The 20,411-nt window shown below is 36.8% G+C and carries 20 protein-coding genes; 10 read left to right on the top strand and 10 right to left on the bottom strand.

The features are described from left to right. Nucleotides 1-140 precede the first annotated feature (140 nt). The 3 genes from ACJAT0_RS08635 (at nucleotide 141) to ACJAT0_RS08625 (ending at nucleotide 1,599) form a co-directional block, all read left to right on the top strand. A complete protein-coding gene (locus tag ACJAT0_RS08635) occupies nucleotides 141-683 on the top strand; it encodes a ClpP family protease (protein ID WP_374003265.1) in 543 nt (180 codons plus the stop codon). A gap of 86 nt (nucleotides 684-769) precedes the next feature. After that, nucleotides 770-1,186 (top strand): VOC family protein, encoded by a 417-nt coding sequence (locus ACJAT0_RS08630; RefSeq protein ID WP_415181340.1) that lies wholly within the window; start codon nucleotides 770-772, stop codon nucleotides 1,184-1,186. Continuing rightward, the gene (locus tag ACJAT0_RS08625; RefSeq protein WP_415181339.1) at nucleotides 1,183-1,599 is read left to right on the top strand and encodes a YkvA family protein; all 417 of its coding nucleotides are present in this window, start codon (nucleotides 1,183-1,185) and stop codon (nucleotides 1,597-1,599) included. The genes ACJAT0_RS08630 and ACJAT0_RS08625 overlap by 4 nt, the downstream gene beginning before the upstream one ends. A 193-nt stretch (nucleotides 1,600-1,792) precedes the next feature. Here ACJAT0_RS08625 and ACJAT0_RS08620 read toward each other — a convergent pair whose 3' ends face one another. The 3 genes from ACJAT0_RS08620 to ACJAT0_RS08610 all read right to left on the bottom strand — a co-directional run bounded on the left by ACJAT0_RS08620 (nucleotide 1,793) and on the right by ACJAT0_RS08610 (nucleotide 8,640). After that, a complete protein-coding gene (locus ACJAT0_RS08620; RefSeq protein ID WP_415181338.1) occupies nucleotides 1,793-3,433 on the bottom strand; it encodes an amidohydrolase in 1,641 nt (546 codons plus the stop codon). Nucleotides 3,434-3,879: 446 nt separating this feature from the next. Then, entirely contained in the window at nucleotides 3,880-5,610 is a 1,731-nt protein-coding gene (locus ACJAT0_RS08615; protein ID WP_415181337.1) for a hypothetical protein, read from the bottom strand. A gap of 6 nt (nucleotides 5,611-5,616) precedes the next feature. Then, complete coding sequence (locus ACJAT0_RS08610) at nucleotides 5,617-8,640, bottom strand: tetratricopeptide repeat protein (RefSeq protein ID WP_415181336.1); 3,024 nt, start codon at nucleotides 8,638-8,640, stop codon at nucleotides 5,617-5,619. A gap of 124 nt (nucleotides 8,641-8,764) precedes the next feature. Here ACJAT0_RS08610 and ACJAT0_RS08605 point away from each other — a divergent pair, with 124 nt between their 5' ends. From ACJAT0_RS08605 to ACJAT0_RS08595, 3 genes are read left to right on the top strand one after another with little or no spacing between them, the layout of a single operon-like run. Next, a complete protein-coding gene (locus ACJAT0_RS08605; protein WP_415181335.1) occupies nucleotides 8,765-9,448 on the top strand; it encodes a cell division ATP-binding protein FtsE in 684 nt (227 codons plus the stop codon). Between the two features lie 14 nt (nucleotides 9,449-9,462). Further along, complete coding sequence (locus ACJAT0_RS08600; RefSeq protein WP_415181334.1) at nucleotides 9,463-10,209, top strand: glycosyltransferase family 2 protein; 747 nt, start codon at nucleotides 9,463-9,465, stop codon at nucleotides 10,207-10,209. An 8-nt stretch (nucleotides 10,210-10,217) separates the two neighbouring features. Beyond that, a complete protein-coding gene (locus ACJAT0_RS08595) occupies nucleotides 10,218-11,150 on the top strand; it encodes a glycosyltransferase family A protein (RefSeq protein WP_415181333.1) in 933 nt (310 codons plus the stop codon). Between the two features lie 669 nt (nucleotides 11,151-11,819). On the opposite strand, the gene ACJAT0_RS08590 is transcribed toward ACJAT0_RS08595, so the two are convergent. Beyond that, nucleotides 11,820-12,212 carry a sugar 3,4-ketoisomerase gene (locus ACJAT0_RS08590; protein WP_415181332.1) on the bottom strand — a complete coding sequence of 131 codons (393 nt, stop codon included), beginning with the start codon at nucleotides 12,210-12,212 and terminating at the stop codon, nucleotides 11,820-11,822. Nucleotides 12,213-12,243: 31 nt separating this feature from the next. Further along, nucleotides 12,244-13,062 carry a glycosyltransferase family 2 protein gene (locus ACJAT0_RS08585; protein ID WP_415181331.1) on the bottom strand — a complete coding sequence of 273 codons (819 nt, stop codon included), beginning with the start codon at nucleotides 13,060-13,062 and terminating at the stop codon, nucleotides 12,244-12,246. A gap of 31 nt (nucleotides 13,063-13,093) precedes the next feature. Here ACJAT0_RS08585 and ACJAT0_RS08580 point away from each other — a divergent pair, with 31 nt between their 5' ends. From ACJAT0_RS08580 to ACJAT0_RS08570, 3 genes are all read left to right on the top strand, one after another. Beyond that, nucleotides 13,094-14,239 carry a glycosyltransferase gene (locus tag ACJAT0_RS08580; RefSeq protein WP_415181330.1) on the top strand — a complete coding sequence of 382 codons (1,146 nt, stop codon included), beginning with the start codon at nucleotides 13,094-13,096 and terminating at the stop codon, nucleotides 14,237-14,239. A gap of 259 nt (nucleotides 14,240-14,498) precedes the next feature. Next, nucleotides 14,499-14,819 (top strand): Fic family protein, encoded by a 321-nt coding sequence (locus ACJAT0_RS08575; RefSeq protein WP_415181329.1) that lies wholly within the window; start codon nucleotides 14,499-14,501, stop codon nucleotides 14,817-14,819. After that, a complete protein-coding gene (locus ACJAT0_RS08570) occupies nucleotides 14,800-14,994 on the top strand; it encodes a hypothetical protein (protein ID WP_415181328.1) in 195 nt (64 codons plus the stop codon). The genes ACJAT0_RS08575 and ACJAT0_RS08570 overlap by 20 nt, the downstream gene beginning before the upstream one ends. Nucleotides 14,995-15,211: 217 nt before the next feature. On the opposite strand, the gene ACJAT0_RS08565 is transcribed toward ACJAT0_RS08570, so the two are convergent. From ACJAT0_RS08565 to ACJAT0_RS08545, 5 genes are all read right to left on the bottom strand, one after another. After that, nucleotides 15,212-15,496 carry a hypothetical protein gene (locus tag ACJAT0_RS08565; RefSeq protein WP_374003252.1) on the bottom strand — a complete coding sequence of 95 codons (285 nt, stop codon included), beginning with the start codon at nucleotides 15,494-15,496 and terminating at the stop codon, nucleotides 15,212-15,214. 405 nt (nucleotides 15,497-15,901) lie between these two features. After that, nucleotides 15,902-17,275: a dihydrolipoamide acetyltransferase family protein gene (locus tag ACJAT0_RS08560; RefSeq protein WP_374003251.1), complete on the bottom strand. Its 1,374-nt coding sequence runs from the start codon at nucleotides 17,273-17,275 to the stop codon at nucleotides 15,902-15,904. 132 nt (nucleotides 17,276-17,407) lie between these two features. Beyond that, nucleotides 17,408-18,502, bottom strand: coding sequence for a glycosyltransferase family 2 protein (locus tag ACJAT0_RS08555; RefSeq protein ID WP_415181327.1), 1,095 nt, complete (start codon nucleotides 18,500-18,502; stop codon nucleotides 17,408-17,410). Between the two features lie 4 nt (nucleotides 18,503-18,506). Beyond that, complete coding sequence (gene recR / locus ACJAT0_RS08550; protein WP_415181326.1) at nucleotides 18,507-19,124, bottom strand: recombination mediator RecR; 618 nt, start codon at nucleotides 19,122-19,124, stop codon at nucleotides 18,507-18,509. A gap of 486 nt (nucleotides 19,125-19,610) precedes the next feature. After that, nucleotides 19,611-20,159, bottom strand: coding sequence for a DUF1599 domain-containing protein (locus ACJAT0_RS08545; protein ID WP_415181325.1), 549 nt, complete (start codon nucleotides 20,157-20,159; stop codon nucleotides 19,611-19,613). Between the two features lie 55 nt (nucleotides 20,160-20,214). On the opposite strand from ACJAT0_RS08545, the gene ACJAT0_RS08540 reads away from it, so the two are divergent. Beyond that, a partial coding sequence (locus ACJAT0_RS08540; RefSeq protein ID WP_415181324.1) for a dihydropteroate synthase occupies nucleotides 20,215-20,411 on the top strand: 197 nt, incomplete at its 3' end.

Raw genomic sequence — 20,411 nt, 5'->3', positions numbered from 1 at the left:
AAAAATTATTAACTCCTAGAGATGCACTAGTCCAAAATTTGTAAGAATGATTACGGCAAACAGGAAGAGAATATATAGTCTTGTTAAATTATCTGATTATTTTTTAAGATTCCCTATTTTTACTCTAAATTAAAAATTGGATGAGCAAAGTATTTAAACTTCAAGATAAAATAGACGAAACCTACATCGATCAACGCAAATTATTTATTTGGGGAATGGTGGATGAGAAAACGGCAAAACACTGTGTAGACAGATTGCTTTATCTGGATTCTTTAAGCAATGAGGAAATCACTTTTGTCATTAATAGTCCTGGTGGCTATGTAACGGCTGGATTTTCTATCTATGATACCATGAAAGAAATTAAGAGTCCCGTAAGTACCGTTTGTAGCGGCCTTGCGGCTTCTATGGGATCTATTTTACTTTCTGGCGGAACAAAGGGACGCCGCATGATTCAAAAACACGGTCGGGTAATGATTCACCAGCCTAGTGGTGGTGCACGAGGTACTAGTGCCGATATTGAAATTACAGCCAACGAGATTCTTAAAACTAAGGAGTTAAGTGCACAAATGCTTGCCGATAATTGTGGTCAGACCTTTGATAAAGTAATGAAAGATTTCAATCGCGATTACTGGCTAGGGGCTGAAGAGGCAGTTGAATACGGCATCGTAGACGGTATTTTATAAGTAACACCGTACTTTTATAGATGGAGCCAGCTTAATTTAAGCTGGCTTTTTTATTATTAATAGAAAGCATCACAAAAAGCAATTAAATGAAGTTAACACCTTTTCATCTCGCCATTCCAGTTAAGGAAATTACAACTACACGTGAATTTTACCGCGACACTCTGGGCTGTAAAGAAGGCAGGAGTTCTGACCATTGGGTCGACTTTGATTTTTTTGGACATCAACTTGTTATTCATGTGACCGAAGAGGCTCAAAAAGCTGCTATAAATGCCGTAGACGGAAAAGCTGTTCCTGTCCCCCATTTTGGTGTGCTGCTGGAGTGGGATATTTTTCACGATTTCGCGAAAGCGGTTCAAGAAAAAGGCATCCAGTTCATTATCGAACCTTATATAAGATTTGAAGGAATGCCGGGCGAGCAAGCCACTATGTTTTTCCAAGACCCAAGCGGTAATTCACTAGAATTCAAGTCCTTTAAAGACTGGGGCCAAATATTTGCTACATGAAATGGTTTAGAAAAAAAATAAAACTCCCAAATGAGGAGTACACACTAAAGGCAGTAAATAAGACTACTGTTGAAGATATAGACGAAGCAATAGAAAAAGAAAAGAGTATCTCTTCTAAAATTGCCCACTCAAGTCTTCTAAAAAAGTACGCAAAACTTGGAAAGGTCATGTTTCTGATGATCAAAGATTACCGAAAAGGAATATATACCAAGATCCCATGGTTTAGCATTGCAGCGATTACCATGGCCTTACTATATGTTTTTATGCCGTTTGATTTGATCCCAGACTTCATTCCAGGATTAGGATTGGTAGATGACTTAACCGTATTATCCTTTGTATCTGGATGGGTAGAGACCGATTTAAACAACTACTTAGATTGGAAACTTAAGCAAGAGGCTTCCGCAACTGAATAAGCTTGTAAATAGCTGATTAAATTCGTTGTTTACTCAAAGCACCTAGGTTTTCGGAGAATTTAGCGGATTTATTTTTTCTTTTGTTAAGGCATAAATTTTCAAGCATAGCTTATGTTAGGCTTGTAAATTTTAACGCAGAGAAAAGGAAAAAGAAAGAGCAGAAAATTCGGAAACCTAGGTGTTTTGAGTATAGTTACTTGGAAATGTAAACCAGCTCTCCATTAGAATACGTAGCACTTACTTGCATGTTTGGAATTTGATCTATAGGAACAGTCATTATATCTTGATCTAGTAATATAAAATCGGCTGCTTTTCCTATTTCTAAACTGCCTTTTTCATGTTCTTCAAAATTAGAAAAAGCTGCCCAAATAGTCATTCCTCTTAAGGCTTCTTCTCGAGAAAGTGCTTGATCTGCCCTAAAACCATCATCGGGGTATCCACTCGTATCTTTTCTAGCAACAGCTGCATAAAAGGTCAAAAACGGATTTACTTGTTCTATAGGGTAATCGGTTCCTAGCGCGAGCATTTTAGATTCTTGAAGCAGTTTTTTATAAGCATAAGCACCTTTAATACGTTCTTCTCCTATTCGATCTCGCGCCCAGTACATATCACTAGTTGCATGCGTAGGTTGTACAGATGGAATTATATTATCTTCATCAAACAAATGAAAGTCGGCTGGATCCACGATTTGTGCATGTTCTACTCTCCATCTTCTGTCTTTTTGATCGCTTAGCAACTCTTTATAGGTGGTCAAAACAACGTAATTTGCACTATCACCGATCGCATGTGTGTTCATTTGATACGCTGTAGCGGCGATGCGTTTTGCTACTCCTTCAAGATCTTCTATACTGCTTAACAGCGTACCGAAATGATTGTGCTTGTCTGTGTACGGCTGCTTCATCGCAGCACCACGACTACCCAAAGCACCATCTGCATAAAACTTTACAGATCGCACATTTAATCGATCTGTTTTTACGATTCCTTTTTTTAAGTAATGATCTAAGTTCTCAGGTGTATTTGTAATCATCGCATAAATCTTCATTTTCAAAGCTCCGTCTTGTTGCAAACTGTCTATCAATTCAATAGTGGACCGCATTAAACCAGCATCATCTACCGTAGTAATTCCATAACTAAAATTGATGTCCTGCGCATCCATTAAAGCTTCAATATCTTCTTCTACACTCGCTACGGGAAATATATCTCTCACCAGTTTCATAGGATTGTCTACAAGAATCCCAGTTAACTTTCCTTTCTTTTGTTCTATATCACCACCAGAAAACACCGTGTTTACATCTATGTGAGCTAATTTTAAGGCAGCATCGTTAACTACCATGGCATGGCCATCAATCCTGGTGATGGCGACTGGAGTTTCTGGAAAAAGCTCGTTAAGCTCTTTATTAGTTGGGTACTCCTTCACGTCCCAATCATTTTGATCCCAACCACGACCTATGATAAAGGTTTTGTTATTTGCTTTTTGAAATTTCTGAATTTTGTCCAGCACTTCTTGATAACTCTCAGTCCCGACTAAATCTACCCGTTGTTCTTGCTGACCTAATCTATAAAAATGACAATGTGCATCAATCCATCCCGGATATACAAACTTTCCAGTCGCATCTATAGTTTTGGAAGCTTTTAAGTTTTGGCTTTTAAGTTCTTCTTGAGTTCCTATAAAAATGATCTTACCCTCTTTTACGACTAGTGCCGTAGCCATGGAAAACTGATCGTCAACGGTATAAATTTTGGCGTTTTCAATGATCAGGTCTGCAGTTATTTGTGGTTCTTCTTGACAAGAAACCGCACCTATAATAGCGAAGAGGAGTAGGAGTTTTTTCATGGTTTAAAAATAAGGCGTAAGATTGAGTATTGCAATGAAGATTGAATATTCATAGGTGGCAAAACGAGCGGTAGCGAGTTGAGCCCTGAAAGGTTTTACAGATTTTAAACAGAGAACAATTTGAAAATTTATTCATGAGTTCCAGCATCTTTCAACCACTCCTGATTGCATCCCAGCATGCGCTGGGTAGCCCATCTGTCCTGTGAATTCCTTATGCAAAAAAGCGCGTCGGAAGCAAGTTTCTTAGGCGAGGAGCTTTTACTCTTCTTCGTTTCCGGCATCGAGAATAGATTTAGAGAATGCCAACACGAATAATTGGCATGTCGAATCTTAAAAACAGTTTTATAAAAAACTCCCTCAGGGATGTTTTTGAGGGAGTTGTCCTTTGAATGTAAATAAGTGATTATTACCTGTTCTACTTTCGCGAAAGCGGAACAGAAATCATTCTAAAAATCAAATTTATAAACGGCTCCACCCATAATTTGCAGGTCTTGAACTGGGTAATCTAGGTAATATTCATAATTGCCACCGGTTAAATTCTGAGCACGTAAAAATGCGGTCAACTTAGGATTGATTTTATAATTCACATCTAAGTTAAGATCCACAAAAGAATCTAAAGCCTCAAAACCAGTGCTTTCTCTGAAAGCCGCTCTTTCTCCTACATAATAAAGTGTAGCGCCTACATGCCACTTCTCATTGATCTCATAATTTGCAACAAGATCTGCTGTAAAATCTGCTAAGTGTGATGGGATATTATCAAAGGCATCGCCATTTGTGACGTCATAAGTGAAACCGGTTGCGTTTAAAGTTAGATGAAATGCTGTATGTACATCAAAACTTAAGGTTGCTCCATAAAGTACGGTGTTTAAATCTCCATATTGCGTGTAGAATACGTTACCCGAATGATAGGGTTGAACGGGTCCATTAGTGAAGCCTGCGCCCGTATCTTTAGTAAAGAAGGGTCTGTTTTCTTCGATTCTATAACCACCAAATAACTGATAACCAAAACTCTCCGAAAGCTTTCCTTTAAATCCTAATTGGGCGTCTAGAAGTCTGTTGGTTGGAATCACATTTACTGCTGGCGCAAGAAACACATTCTCGTCTGCAAATTGTTGAAGTGAATTCATGTCCAGCCCACCACCTATAGTTACATAAGGAATGAACTTCTCTTCTACTAAAATATAACTGGCAATAATGTCTGGATAAATAAACACATCACTTTCTGAGGCTTCACTATCATTAAGGTAATTAACGGTGGCTCCTAATTTCACTTTATAATTATCTCCATAAAGATTGATCGCTGGATTTAATCCCGCTTTCAAATAAGAATACTCCTCTAGAACTGGAAGCAATCCTTGCGTATCAAAACTACCGCTTATATAATCTACTTCTACTCCTAAAGCTACTTCCGTTTCCATAATATCAAACCCCAATTGAGGTGCTGCACTGAAGCGCATCTCGCTTGCGTCAAAACTAGAAGTGGTACCTCGGAGGTTTACATCTATTTCTTTTAAAACACTATCAAAGAAAGTCGCTTTTCCAGCTAGTCCATAGGACAAATAATTAAAACCTACGTCACTATCTTCCGTTAGTGAATTAGGGGTGAATTCATAGGCACCATACAAATTTGCTGCTTGATGTCTTGCTCCAGCGGTAATTCCCCAATTCATATCTCTAGTACGTTTACCATAAGAAACATCTAGTGAGGTGTCAGAAAAAGAATCGTCTGCAATGACCTCACTAATTCCTCCTTGAGAAGAGTTGTGATTGAAGAATACACCTACATCGCTATCTCTATCTATTTCAAAGTTAGCTGCAAATTCTCCTAAAATATTAAGGTAATTCCCTAAACCTAATCTTGCATAATTTTTAAAATATTTGGCTTTTTGTGTAGGTTTTAATCTTGACAAACCAGCTTTTGCAGGAGTAAAAGTACTAGCTACAGGAACAGAGAAGATGCTATACGTGACCGGTTTCTTTTTCACTTTAGTAGTGTCGTTAAAACTAGGATTGCTCTTTACTTTAAAGGCATCACTTATGGTAGGATCATAAGGTTTTACAACCGTAATGGTTCCACCATTTAATCGTTCTTCCTCTTCTTCTGTTGTTTGTCCTATAGCTAGTGTTGTACAGAGTGCGATAGCAGCTATTATTGGGTTTTTTATATTGAAATTCATTGGTGGCTAGTTTTGGCTTGTCGGTACGACAGATGAATTTGTTTTTGCAGCTTTGGTCTTGATGATGGCAAGCTCACTTTGTGCCGTTGCAACTACGTCAGGATATTGTTTAAAATTGGCAATGACTGCGTCAAGAATGGTCGTGGCATTAAGTGTTTGATCTAAGTCATCATAGCTTTTTGCCATAACTACGAGTCCTTTTGCGCTCCATAATTTATACCCACCATAGTTTTTACTCAATCCGTTCACGGTAGTAATTACAGCATCGTGTTTTCCTTCTTTGCTTTCAAAGTAGGCTTTGTAGTAAGTAGCCTCTGCAGCGAGGCTTCCTGTTGCTGTCTGTCTTACTTTTTCATAACCCACTTTTGTAGCTGCCTCATTTCCTTGTTTCCATGAAGAACGTGCGATAATGATTTCGGCATCAGACTTTAGGTTGTTTTCAATACTGGCATCACTCAATACTTTGTTTGCATAGGTGACAGCTTCCTCATAGTCCTCTGTCTCATAATAGGCCTTCATTAAATTAGACTGTGCATAAATGATATTCTGTGGAAATTCTGCTAATTGTTCTAACTGCTTCAATACTGGAACTGCTTTTACATAATCTCTAGTTCCCAAATGAATCTCACTCAATCGAGCTAGTGCTTGCTCTGTAAATTCACTGCGTTCCATACTTGTTACGTATTCATAATGAGCAACACTTTCTTCTTTGTTATTTTGAGAAAACTGTGCTTGGGCTAGATAAAAATGAGCTTTTAAGGCGTGTTTACCGTTTGGAAATTGCAATAAGTACTTTTTCATTTCACGAGCGGTTCCATTCATATCCCCTTGAATAAAAGGCTGCTCCGCACTTTCGTATGCCGTATCATCCAGTTCATTATCTGTTACTTCTACTCCATCAAGACCTCTTACCCAAACCGCATAATCATTTGTAGTTCCTAGATCTATATACACCTGTCTGGCGCTGCTTATCGCTTGCACCGCTTGCGGTGTTCCTGCATATTTACCAGCTACTTGTTTAAAAACGGATAGAGAAGCTTCTAGATTACCGTCATTATACAACTGCAATCCTTTACGCATCATTGCTTGAGAGGTATAACTGCTATTAGGATAGTCAGCAATTAATTTATCGTAAGTTCTAATACCTTTAGCAACTTGATTGGTATTGATGTAGGTATTTCCCAGTTCATAGATCACATCATCACGATACTTTGAAGTTCTAAATTTAGTTATGAATTCTTCTAGATCCTGAATCTTGCGATCGTTCTTTTGAACAAAACCGTAGGATATAGCTTTTTGAAAAGCTGCATAGTCCGAATTATAACCGTTCATTTTTATGGCTTTATTATAAGCTTCCATTGCTGGCCAGTATTGCTTGGTCACAAAATTAGCATCGCCTATTCTCAGGTAAGCATCGTTTAATTTGACACGGTCATTCTTTGCATCAGACTGGTTTGTAAAAGCAGTAAAAGAGTTGATCGCCTCGTCATATTTTTTAAGTTTGAATTGGGCATACCCCATATCATAATTATACAAATCATCTTCCTCAATGGAAACCTTATTCTTCTTTGCTGTCTTAAAGTTTTCATAGGCGCCAGAAAAATCGTTAAGCTGATAAAGACTTTCTGCTTTCCAAAAAACTGCCCTTTTCTTTAATTCTGGATCAGTACTATTTTCGATGGCTTTGTTTAAATTACCTAGAGCTTCTTGATAATCACCAGCAGTAAATAAATTTAATCCATGATACAAGGCTACTTTACCATAAACAGCCTCGTTAGCGCGTATTCTTCCATCTTCTAATAAAAAAAGCGCTTCGGCATAGTTTTTTGAGCTAAAATATGAATCAATAAGAAACTCATTCATCTCTTCATTTTTATCTGTCTCTGGATACTTTTCTAAATAAGCAAGAATTACAGATGGCACACTATCATAAGGATTGCCATTTTCATAACTTAGTTTTGCATAGTTATAATAAGCATCTTGAGAAATTTGAGCATCTAGATCTATCTCACTTGCTTTTTTAAAAGCATTGAGTGCCTCTTCCTTGCGGTCTAATTTGAGGTAGCTCTGTCCTAAGTGATAGTAGGCATTTTGAGCAGTAGCGTTTTCACCATCTATGATCTTGTTAAAAGTCTCCATTGCTTTTTCAAAATTACCTTGCTTATAATAGGTGTAGCCCAACTGATAATAATCATTATTATTCCAGCGTCCACGAGTCCCTTTATATGCTTCTAAATAAGGCAATGCCTCGTCATATTTCTCTTGATTAAATAAAGACTGACCTATAATGCGGTTCAATTCTGATTGTTCTTTGCGATTTGATTTAGACAACTGCTTTTGAGCGAGCACTATAGCTTGATCAAATTTACCGAGTTTGTAATTCAGGTCGGCCTGATAATAAGACAGCTTTTCATCTGCCTCTGGAGATTCTCCTACTTGGTCAAAGAGGTCGCTTGCCTCTTGCAGTTCGTCATTTTCATAAGCGATGTAACCTAAGTAATATTTTGCTTTGCTCCCATATTCTGAGTCATCACTAACCCGATTCAAAAAAGGTTTGGCCTCATCATACTTTTTAGACTGCACCAGAGTGTAACCTGTATTGAAATAATATCGGCTGGTTTGCTTTCGCGAAAGCGTGCTCTTATCTACTCTTTGATACCAATTTGCCGCTTTTCTATAATCGCCATTATCAAAATAATAGTCGGCTACATCTATAATAGCAGAATTTTTCTTGATGGAAGTGGGATATTCTTCTACAAAACTCTCCACAAGCTGGTCTGCATTGCGCTGGTTGAGTCTTACAGCACAATTAGCTATATAGTAAGAGGCATTACCTTTGATTACCTCATCATTAGAGGTTTCCTTTACTTTTACAAAAAGCCTTTGTGATGCGAGGTATTGGTCTTCTTGATAAAGATCTACCGCTTGATGGTAAGTAGCCAGATCATCCGTCCATATTCTGGACTGTTGTGCGTTTGCAACCGTTGTAAAACTCAACACAAACAACAAGGTCATTGCTAGTTTTCTCATAATAAGAGGAATTCTATTGTTAAAGTAAAATTATGATTTCCAAACATACAACGCCGTAAAACCTCATTAATTATTCATAATCTTATACACATCTTGATTAACTTTACATCAAATTAACTTATTCATGTCAAATCACGTTTTATCCCTAAGTAAAGTAGATATCTTCCAGAAAGATAACCTCATTCTAAAAAATGTTAATTTAGAAATCGAGAAAGGTGAGTTTGTTTACTTGATAGGTAAAACCGGTAGTGGTAAAAGCTCTTTAATGAAAACCTTATACGGTGATATCCCACTTCAAAAAGGAGAAGGAACCATTGTTGATTTTGATCTAGCTCGCCTACGCGAAAAGGAAATACCCCATTTACGCCGCAAACTAGGCGTGGTATTTCAAGATTTTAAACTGTTGACAGATCGCACGATCAACGATAATTTAAAATTTGTTTTAAAAGCCACTGGTTGGAAAGGGAAGATAGAAATAATGAATCGCATTGAAAAAGTTTTGGATAAAGTAGGTATGAAGACTAAAGGCTTTAAATACCCACATGAGCTATCTGGAGGCGAGCAGCAACGTATCGCTATAGCTAGATCTTTATTGAACGAACCAGAACTTATTATTGCAGACGAACCTACTGGAAACCTCGATCCACAGACTAGTGTAGAAATTATGGAAGTACTGCAACAAATCAATAAAAACGGGAACACCATTCTTATGGCTACTCATGATTATGCCTTAATTCTTAAATACCCCTCTAAAACACTGAAATGTGACGACGGTGAAATATTTGAGGTAGTTCAAAAAGCAGTTTAATCAAGTTACTTTGAATGTTAGAGAAACAAGCGCCTTTATTTAGTATTATTATTCCAACTTTCAATGCTGAAAAGGTCCTAGCCACAGCAATAGAGAGCATTCAAGCTCAATCTCTTAAGGACTATGAAATAATAATAGTGGATGGCAATTCTACAGACCTCACCATAGAAATTATTCTATCCTATGCTCATAGCCTTGGAGTCATCCATTATGTTTCCGAAACTGATAAAGGTATATACGATGCTATGAATAAAGGTATACAAATGGCAACAGGTACCTTTTTATACTTTTTAGGAGCAGATGATTACCTTATCGATTCTCTAGTTTTAACTGACATAAAAGAACTCATAACAGATGCGAAATATGACGTCATTTATGGCAATGTGAGAAGTCCTGCGCTGGGACCCGATTATAGTGGCAGATTCTCAGACGCTGATATTTTCCACAAAAACATTGCCCATCAGGCTATTTTTTATAAAAGAGACCTTTTTAATCAAGTGGGATTTTATGATACTTCCTATCGAGTTCATGCAGACTGGGCACACAATATCATATGGTTTTTCGATACTGCCATAACGAATTTACATATAAATAGAACTATCGCCCATTTTTCTGATGGTGGTTTCAGCTCTATAAAAAAAGACCCTACCTTTAGAAAGAATATTTTATTACTCTATTATGCCAATGCAAGAAAGCGACATACTGCTTTGAAAACTTTACGACTTATGGTTAGAGGAATATTTACAAGATTAACAAGATGACACAACGAATGTTTTTGGTTGTAATACCTGCTTTTAATAAAGCGGAAACGATTAAACGATCTATACAATCTGTACTAGATCAAAGCATTTTGTGTGATATTCTTGTGATAAATGATGGGTCTACAGATCGCACAGTAGAAGAACTTAATTCCATATTACATAAAAGAGTGATAGTTGTTCATCAAGAAAATCAAGGGGTAAGCTACTCCAGAAACGAAGGAATACGTTATGCTGTAGAAAATAAATATGATCAAATTGCATTTTTAGACGCTGATGACTATTGGTTAGATAACCATCTAGAACAGATTGCTGAATTAATACATCTTTATCCAGAGGCCGATGTTTATGCAAACAACTACCAACTCAAAGTAGGTATAAGTAAATGGGATGCTAATAAATACTCTCATATCAAGCAGCAAAAACCTAATTTACTAGTCCCTTTCTTCAAATTTAACTACCTAAATTCAATACTGAGCTCTTCTAGTATTTGCATGAAGGTTGATCAAACAGATATTTTATTTTATAATGAGAAAATCACACATACCGAAGACACTGATTTCCTAATCAGAGTTGGAATACATAAAAAAGTAGCTTTCCATCCTAAACCTGCAGTTGTTATTGATCAAACATCTTCAAATAGATCCCATGAAGTAGCTCTAGAAAATAGAGTCATTACTAACTTTAGCATTTATGAAGATCAATATACTGAAGTAATCGGACTTAAAAAATACTTAGATATCAATCGGTTTTCAATAGCCATCAGTTACCGACTAGCAAACGACATCAAAAACGCAAATATATACCAACATAAGATTGACTTAAGAAACCTGAGTATGAAGCAAAAGCAACTTTTAAAGATGAATAACCGCCAACTCAAGTCTTTGAAAAAAACCCAAGAAATACTTGGTAATTTAGGCTTTAGACTCAGAACTGGCCACTAGACAGAAAAATAAAAAACCTGCCTGTTTAGAATCCAATACTATTTCTAGCTTAGAATCATTTAAAATCTCCAAAGCTTTATTTGCTGATTCATCAGTCAGACCAACCGAGTCAATAGGTTGTATTATTTGTGATTTAAAATTTGAAGCTAAGGCATTAAGTGATTTATCATCATCTAGAAGAATAAAATTAAAGTATTCCTATTATAGAATCTTAGACTGCCTCCATGAGTTGGCAGAACTGTCCATCCACCTATATCAAGGTATATTACCATCTAAAAGTAGTGCTTAAAATCATTTATCATTCTATCAACCGCTTCCATAGAGATTTGAATAGAATAGGCATCAAATTGATTCAGTTGCTTAATTTTTCATTTGTATCTCCTTATTCATCCACAAAGTCTACTGTCTTAGGCTTAAAAAGTACGTTAGCAAATGTTTTAAAGAATTGGGTCTCATCAATTATAATCAGCTAACAATGCTCCCCAATTAATAGGATGCCCATCAATTATTGATTTTTTAAACCCTCTCATATCATTAAATTCTATTCCGTTCAACATCTTCTTATAACTGCGATTTAGTACAGGCAAGGACAGTTGATTGAAAGTAAGAAGACATGTATTTCTTTTCCAGCAAACGTTAAAAAGGCGTTCTTTACTAGGATTCCTCTTATTATTTAATTGCAGCGTAAAACAACTCTTTATCTCTGATATAATCTGATTCTTCAAATTCATGAGAAGCCAGCACAAGACACATCGCACCACTTGAAAAATCTGCTAGCTCTCTCCATATCATGGTAGAGATCAACAAGCCTTTGTTAGGTTTATTGAGTGTGACTGTTTGCTTTTCGATACCATTATCTAACTCCACCGTAAAACTACCAGAAACAGCTATTAGTAGTTCCACACATTTTTTATGTGCATGACCACCACGATGAGAATCGCTGGGAACATCATATAAATAGTAGACACGCTCAATTTTATAAGGAAGGGTATCTTTTTCCACCACCGCGAGATTACCACGCGGATCTGTGATTTTAGGAATGTCTATAATTCTATAATTCATTGAACTGACAATTTATTGATTTGATAATGGCCTAATTTATTGATTTCAAGTAATCATTAGCTCCGTTTTCAAAAGTTTTTATTTTGCGCCTCAACTCTGAGGTTGAAAGCACCAAGCCTTTTCTAAACAAGAAAAAACCATACTTCCATTTTTTAAAAGTAATATTATGCTTCAAATAAGCAGCGATGGCACCGCGAGCATAAATTACACGATCATTAGTAGCTTCTTGGCTTGAATTTAGCTCTTCATGCCTTACCACAGTCTGGTTATAAAAGTAAGGAGATCGATCTTGGTAAAAGGCATCGTTTAGGAATACAAAATTCTCACTATCTTGAAAATCGGCTCCTAACCCAAAGCTCTCGTTAAACTTTAAACCTTGTCCAAGAAGACCTTTCCTTTTAAATGTGATCTCAGGAGACAATACAGTATACAGAGATTTTTTAGTGTGTGACTGTTTCCTTGAAAAGTAGTTGTAATAGAGTTTTTCTTTTTTTGTTGTTTCTGTCTGAAACGTAATAATAGTAGATGGAATCCTATGGTGAGCTTCTATAATGTTCTTGATCGCATCTGGAAGAATAACACAATCGTCATCCATAATCCAGCACAATGCTGCACTGCTATTTGTGATAGCTAGGTTGCGGCTTTTACTCAAACCAAATTCACTGCTATTGATCACCTTTATGTTTTCAGAATTGGTCGTGATGAGATGACTCTTGCTCTGATTGATTACTACCACATTTGCAGTAATTTCGATAAGTGGCTGTTGAAAAATAGATTCAAGAAAATAAAGGTCACTGCGATTCATGGTCGCAATGAGAATTTCTAAATCGTTGTTTGGGTAAGTGTTCAACTGCTTATCTTTACCTCAAAGATACTTCTATATGCGCATATTGCTAGTAGGTGAATACAGTGGTTTTCATAATTCCTTAAAACATGGTCTTCAGCATTTAGGTCATGAGGTCACTATTGTAGGAGATGGTGATGGATTTAAACGATTTCCGGTAGATATAGAAGTAGGCAGCACCTATTTTGAACAAAGCTGGTTGCACCGCAAAATTAAAGTGGCCTGGTGGAAACTCACTGGTTTTAATTTAGAAGATCGATTGAGGCTAGCCCGCTTTCGCGAAAGCGAGAAACATCTCAAAAACCACGACATCGTACAATTTATCAATTCTAATCCCTTTGGTTGCGAGCCATCTGTGGAGAGAATAATGATCGATTTTCTTCTAGAAAACAATGATAAATCATTTCTGATAGCTTGTGGGGATGATTATGAATACACGTCATATCTAACTGAAAAACACAAAGGTTATAGCATACTGGATGCTGTAAAACAGAATCCAAATAATAAGAAAGAGCTTCTACACACTTACAAATATTTAGGCAATGGCTACAGAGATAATTATTTAAAACTGGTCGAGGCATCAGAAAAAATAATACCTAGCAATACCGACTATGCGATGGCTTTGAAAAGCCAACCAAAAGCAACTGCGATTATTCCAGCAGCAATCAACTGTTCCAAATTCCAGCTAGAACAAAATGAAAACCTAGATCAAATTCAGATTTTCATGGGGATTAACCGTGGGAATTATTGGAAAAAAGGGATCCACTATTTTGAACAAGCCCTTGAAATAATCAAGAAAAAGTATGGCGACAACATCCACATCACTATAGCCGAAAGTCTTCCTTATAAGGAATACATTACCAAATACAAGAATGCACACATCTTATTAGATCAGGTATTGTGCTACGATCAAGGTTATAATGCACTAGAAGCGATGGCGCAAGGCAAGGTGGTGTTTTCTGGTGGCAGTTCTATTTATTTAGAAGCACATGATTTAAAAGCGGTTCCAGTAATTGATGCACAGCCGGATATAGCTTATTTGGTACATCAATTATCGCAACTAATCGACCAACCAGAAAAAATCAATGAAATAGGAAAAGCTGCGAGAAAGCATGTTATAGAACATCATCATAGCATCATGATCGCAAAAGCATATGAAGAATACTATCTTGATATCAGATAGGTCATTTTCATCTATTTCCAGTTTTTAAAAAGAAGCAGCCTATTGGAATGTGGAAAACTGGAAAGACATGCGAGTATCTTATGAAGTAATGGAATTGCTGTTCCAAGTAGATAAGAAAAGCAAAGCTAGGTACCCAGCGTCTATTTAATGATGCCGTACCATTGCATTAAGGGAAGTCTTACTTTGAATACGCCATGCTGGTGTAAGAATAAGTGATGCAACCTTTGTCCTTCCTAATGCAAGAAAAGCTTCTGATTTCATGGAAGAGTTAATCACTTGGGTAAACAAAGAAGATTTAGAAATGCATCCAGTTATTAAAGCAGCAATTTTCCAAAATCGATTTGTATGGACACCTCCTTTTTTTGATGCTAATGGCTGTACGGCTAGACTGGTCTTTAACTTGTTGTTTTTGAAAGAAGGTTTTCCTACTGCAATAATTTTAAAAGTAGATCGTAAAAAGTATTACAAGCACTTAATCATGCCGCTAACGGGCATTAAAATAACTATTCATTCTGGTAGAAATAGCCTTAACGCAATCTCTAGATATTTAACTGAGCGATTTGGACGATACCGCAGGTGACTATGCTCCTATTTCTAGTATAGTTAGGGAGCCTTCTATTTCTTATGGACAAGAATATGTGATCTTACTTGCTAGACAAGGTAAAATAGACACGTATAAAGAAGCTCGTGTTTGGTACACCACAGAGAAAGGGACTAAGGATTATGTCGCTGGCAGGAAAGGAAAGCTCGAGTAATTATGGAATGTGGAAAACAAAAAAACCTTAATTCCTGTTAAGAGTAGCATTATAATTTCGAGGTGCTCGACATAATTTTACGTTAGAAAAACCTAATTAGTGGCGTAGAATGATTTTCAATAACAGCATAAAAAATCAATAATTCAATAGATTTTTCGTTTATCAAATTGTTCTCGACGGAACTCGAACTGACTTCTTTTTGAAATTTAAACTCTTCTTATCTATTTTTCCACTGGATATCAATACCTGAAAAATCTTTAGCCGTTTGCTCTTTGGCTTGCTTTGGAATCATAAACTCAAACTCCATAGTTACCTCTAGACCGTGATCTAGATAAAAAAGCATGGTCTCCTCACCTTCATAATCACAAATCACGATGGCGTGAATTACATGAACATCAAAGTACTCATCCTTAATTTCTTGAGGTTCTACAAATTCAAAATAATGCAATACTTGTGCTCCTTTGAAATAATCTAACTGATTTAAGTAGAGGTCTTTTTCCATGTAGCAAAGGTAAGATGTTTATACAGTACTTATTGAATCAATTCTATCTGAATTCGTTTAATGTAAGTGTGATAAGAAATACAACATCCCTATACCTGTCATAAGAATAACCAATAAACAAGAGAATAAGATATTATTGATTCGTTTCCAGTTTGAAATAACTAGCATCATTCCAAAATTAGCAATAACCGATAACCAATAACCAATAACCAAACTTGACATAAAAAAAATTGATAAAACAGATCCTAAGAGACTAAAATTTTAAAATTCCAACAATGTAGTAAGAATAAAAATGGCAACCATCAAAAAGCTCTTATTTTAAAAAATTGATTCTTTAGTTTAGTATCAAATACAAAAGCCAGCTCTTGCGAACTGGCTTTCCCTTTATTTGTAGTTACGTAATTATTATACCGTACGATTCACGTCAAAAGCTTCTAATATATGAGCAACTCGCTGCACAAACTGTCCCCCTAGGGCGCCATTTACTACTCTATGGTCATAACTATGCGATAAGAACATTTTCATTCTAATGCCTATAAAATCACCCTCTGGCGTTTCTACCACCGCAGGAACTTTTCTTATCGCTCCTAGAGCTAATATTCCAACTTGAGGTTGATTGATAATAGGAGTTCCTAAAACAGATCCAAAAGTACCTACGTTAGTTACTGTATAAGTTCCGCCTTGCGTATCGTCTGGCTTCAATTTACCTGTTCTAGAACGTTGAGCAAGGTCATTTACTGATTTTGCCATTCCGATCAGGTTCAATTGGTCTGCATTTTTAATGACAGGCACAATTAAATTACCATCTGGTAAGGCAGCTGCCATACCTATATTAATATTTTTACGTTTGATGATTCTATCGCCATCAATAGCAATATTCATCATTGGAAATTCTTTCAAGGCTTGTGCTACGGCTTCCATGAATATAGGCGTAAAAGTCAGGTTCTCCCCTTCTCTCTGTTTAAAACCGTCTTTGTGTTTCTTCCTCCAATTCCAAATGTTAGTCACATCACATTCTATAAAACTTTGAACGTGTGCACTAGTCTGTACTGAAGCTACCATGTGATGAGCGATGAGTTTCCCCATGCGCGTCATTTCAATGATCTCATCTCCTCCATTTACAGAAACTGGCGCTGCTGTAGAGACTTGTTTAGGAGCTGCAACGGGAACTGCTGGTGCTTTTGCTTTAGTCGTTGAAGAAGTAGCGGCTACCTTACCTGCCTTCTTATCTTGTACATATTGAAGAATATCGTGTTTTGTTACACGAGAATCCTTTCCTGTTCCAGGAATTGATTCCAACTCAGATAGAGATATGTTTTCTTCTTTGGCAATGTTCTTTACTAAAGGTGAATAAAAAGCATCACTATCTGTATAGTCTACGATTTCTGTAGCCTGTGACATTTGCTCTTCTACCTCGTTTGCAGCAGCCTTTACCTGTGCTGTTTCTGAATTAGAAACAGCAGCTTGTTGAGCTGTTTCCGTTTCCTCTTCTGCAGTCTCAGGAGGACTCGCAACAGCGGTATCACCACTATCTTCTCCTTCAATTTCTATAATCGCAATGGTCTGACCTACCTTTACCAAGTCATCTACCTGGAACAAAATCTCCACTAGTTTTCCATCCACCTCGCTAGGCACTTCGCTATCTACCTTATCTGTAGCTATTTCTAACACAGCTTCATCCATTTCAATGGTGTCACCCACATTTTTAAGCCAGGAAGTTATCGTAGCCTCAGCTACAGATTCTCCCATTTTAGGTAATTTAAGTTCAAACTTTGCCATAACTAATAAGGTACGTTTACGTTTTTAATTATTTTGCAAAAGTACTCAATTATGAGTTTACAATTGCGAATTATGCATGGTTATAGGAATTTTTTAGGAATCACTTACTAATCCTTTAATTATTTACCTATTCTATTGCACATATTTTATCTCGCCACGAGTGGCACTGTCATCACTTCCTATATAAAAATCTCTTTTAGGAGAAAGAAAGTGGTATTTGATCTTTAAATTTTTAGACATAAAGTCAACTATATCTTCAAAGGATATGGTCTTTACATCCCAAATAATTATGGAGTTACTTGTATCATGTTCTCTAAAAGATTCCAAATTAAAGTGATTTGTCACATCTTTTAACCTAAAGTTCTCTTCTTCTATGACAAGAGTCATCTCGTCCTCACTCCTCTTTTTTGGAGTCCTTTGGGTAGATTTCACGACGATCATTATATCAATCAGAAGAGCTATCGCTTTTTTCTCCAACAAAGATTGCTTAAAATATTTATCGTAGAACAAACCCATAGCTCCGAAGAATCTTTTGCGATAAATCTTATCTTTAATCGTGCTTTCTCCCTTAAAATGAATCACTTTTTGATCTCCTATATAATAGTTTTGATATCCTTTTTGCAAAGCAGTATAGCTCAAATCAATATCTTCTCCATACATAAAATAGCGTTCGTCAAAACCACCGCAATCGTCGTACACACGCTTATTACAAAACATAAAAGCGCCTACAAGCACGTCTACTTTTCCCCGCTTATTATGACCTATTTCCTTAAAATAATAACCTCTGTCGTTGCCCATTATTTTGTTTCTCGCAACTTTAGGCGTAGGAACATGTCGTTTGCTTTCCGGTAAGTATTTTCCAGTTCCATCAATAAGCTGGACACCTATAAAACCTGATTTAGGTTCCGCTTGCGCGAAAGCTAAACATTCTTCAAAAACCTTTTCGCCTACTAAGGTGTCTGGATTTAAAATACACAGATAGTTCCCTTGTGCTTGAGCTACGGCTACATTATTCCCTTTAGAAAAACCGTAATTCTCTTCGTGAACGATCACTTTTATACGATCCCCATAGACAGACGCTAACATCTCTAAACTCCCATCTGTCGAGTTATTATCGGCTACAATTATTTCTGAATCTATATTTTTAGTCGCTCTTAAAACACTATAAATGCACAGCTCTAGGAAAGCTGCTGCGTTATAGTTTAAGATGACTACGGATAGTTTCAAAGGTTTAATTTTTAAGCGAATTCTCATAAGGCACTCGATGCAAGATACTTCTTCCTAGTGTTACCTCATCGGCAAACTCTAGCTCGTCTCCCACCGATATTCCTCTCGCGATGGTAGAGGTACTTACCTCTAGTCCATCGAGCTGTTTAAAGATGTAAAAATTGGTCGTATCTCCTTCTATCGTGGGGCTCAAGGCAAAAATAATCTCTAAAACCCCATCGTTTTTTACACGATCTACCAGCGATCTCACTTTAAGATCTTGTGGCCCTATACCATCCATAGGACTAATTTTACCTCCTAAAACATGATATAAACCTCGATATTGACTGGTATTTTCAATGGCCATAACGTCTCTGATATCTTCTACCACACAAACGATGGTTTTATCACGATTGTGACTGGCGCAAATCTCACAAATTTCAACGTCACTCACATTGTGACAATCTTTACAAAAGTTCAAATCGTGACGCATCCTCAATAATGCCTGAGAAAGCGCGTCTGTATTTTGTTCTGGCTGCCGCATAAGGTGCAATACCAATCGCAATGCCGTACGCTTGCCTATACCTGGCAATTGCGATACTTGATCGACGGCTTCTTCTAAAATTTTTGAGGAGAAATTCATGTGTTGCGAAGATAGAAAAGAGACGTGAATTGTGCGTCGTTAAAAGCAAACTTAATTATACCTGGTTTCCAGTTTGAAAAAAGCTTGTTAATTCCAGTACTGTAGCCTCCTTGTCCTATCGGACATTTATCCAGTCCCGATAATAACAACGAGAATAAGCATCTAGAATTCCTGTGTATAAAAGCTGCTGGAATGAAATCAGGAGCGGTGGGTCACCATATTTAAAGTTATATGCTGACTCATCTAATATCAAAATGATCTTTATAAATTTTCCATCACTTTAACCGTCTTTGTCCTCTCCAACATTTTCCCCTTCCATATCGTGTCTGCCAGAAAGATTTAATTCAATAATATTTGAATAGTTCCTGCCTATTGCGTTCTTCAACTTCCTCTAGATCAAGGTGATTTCTAGCTTAATTCAATGGCTTTAGAAATGAGGGATCGAGATGGATCCTAATAGATTTTGTATCAATCGATCCGGCGATTTTACGGAATTTGAGCTTTGCTTAAATGAATCATTGCAAAAACGGCATAATTGATCATATCTTGATAATTTGCATCCAGTCCTTCAGAAACGATGGTTTTACCTTGATTATCTTCTATTTGTTTCACCCGAAGTAATTTTTGAAGAATTAAATCCGTCAGTGAGTTTACTCGCATATCCCTCCAGGCTTCTCCATAATCATGATTTTTGTCCATCATTAATTGTTTGGTTGCCCCTACGTGATGGTCGTATTGAGCTAGAGATTCTTCTAGTGATAAATCTGGTTGTTCTGCGACTCCTTTATCAATTTGTACGAGTGCCATGACGGAATAATTGATAATTCCTATAAACTCACTCTCTTGACCTTCATCCACTTTTGATTCTGCCAGAGTTTGAAGACCTCTTATACGTTGCGCCTTTATAAAAATTTGATCAGTAAGTGATGGCAACCGTAAGATGCGCCATGCACTGCCATAATCTTTCATTTTATTAGAAAACAAATCACGACATTGAGTAATCACGGCATCGTATTGCTGGCTGGTTTGCGACATAAGAACTATAAATTTTTCGTAAATTTCGGTCTTAAAACTCAATTATCAACAATTCATGACAACAATAAATTGTGCCGGCACACTTATCGACCTTTCCACGCCTCGTGTAATGGGTATTGTGAACTGCACTCCAGACTCTTTTTATGACGGCGGCAAACTTAAAAATGACACCGCTATTTTGAATCAGGTGGAGAAAATGCTTAACGACGGTGCTACTTTTATTGATGTAGGCGGCTACAGTTCTAGACCTGA

The sequence above is a fragment of the Nonlabens sp. genome (assembly GCF_047636915.1).
Classification (GTDB): Bacteria; Bacteroidota; Bacteroidia; order Flavobacteriales; family Flavobacteriaceae; genus Nonlabens.
Note: the sequence above shows the minus strand (reverse complement) of the source record. Positions and strands in the feature narration are given on the sequence as shown.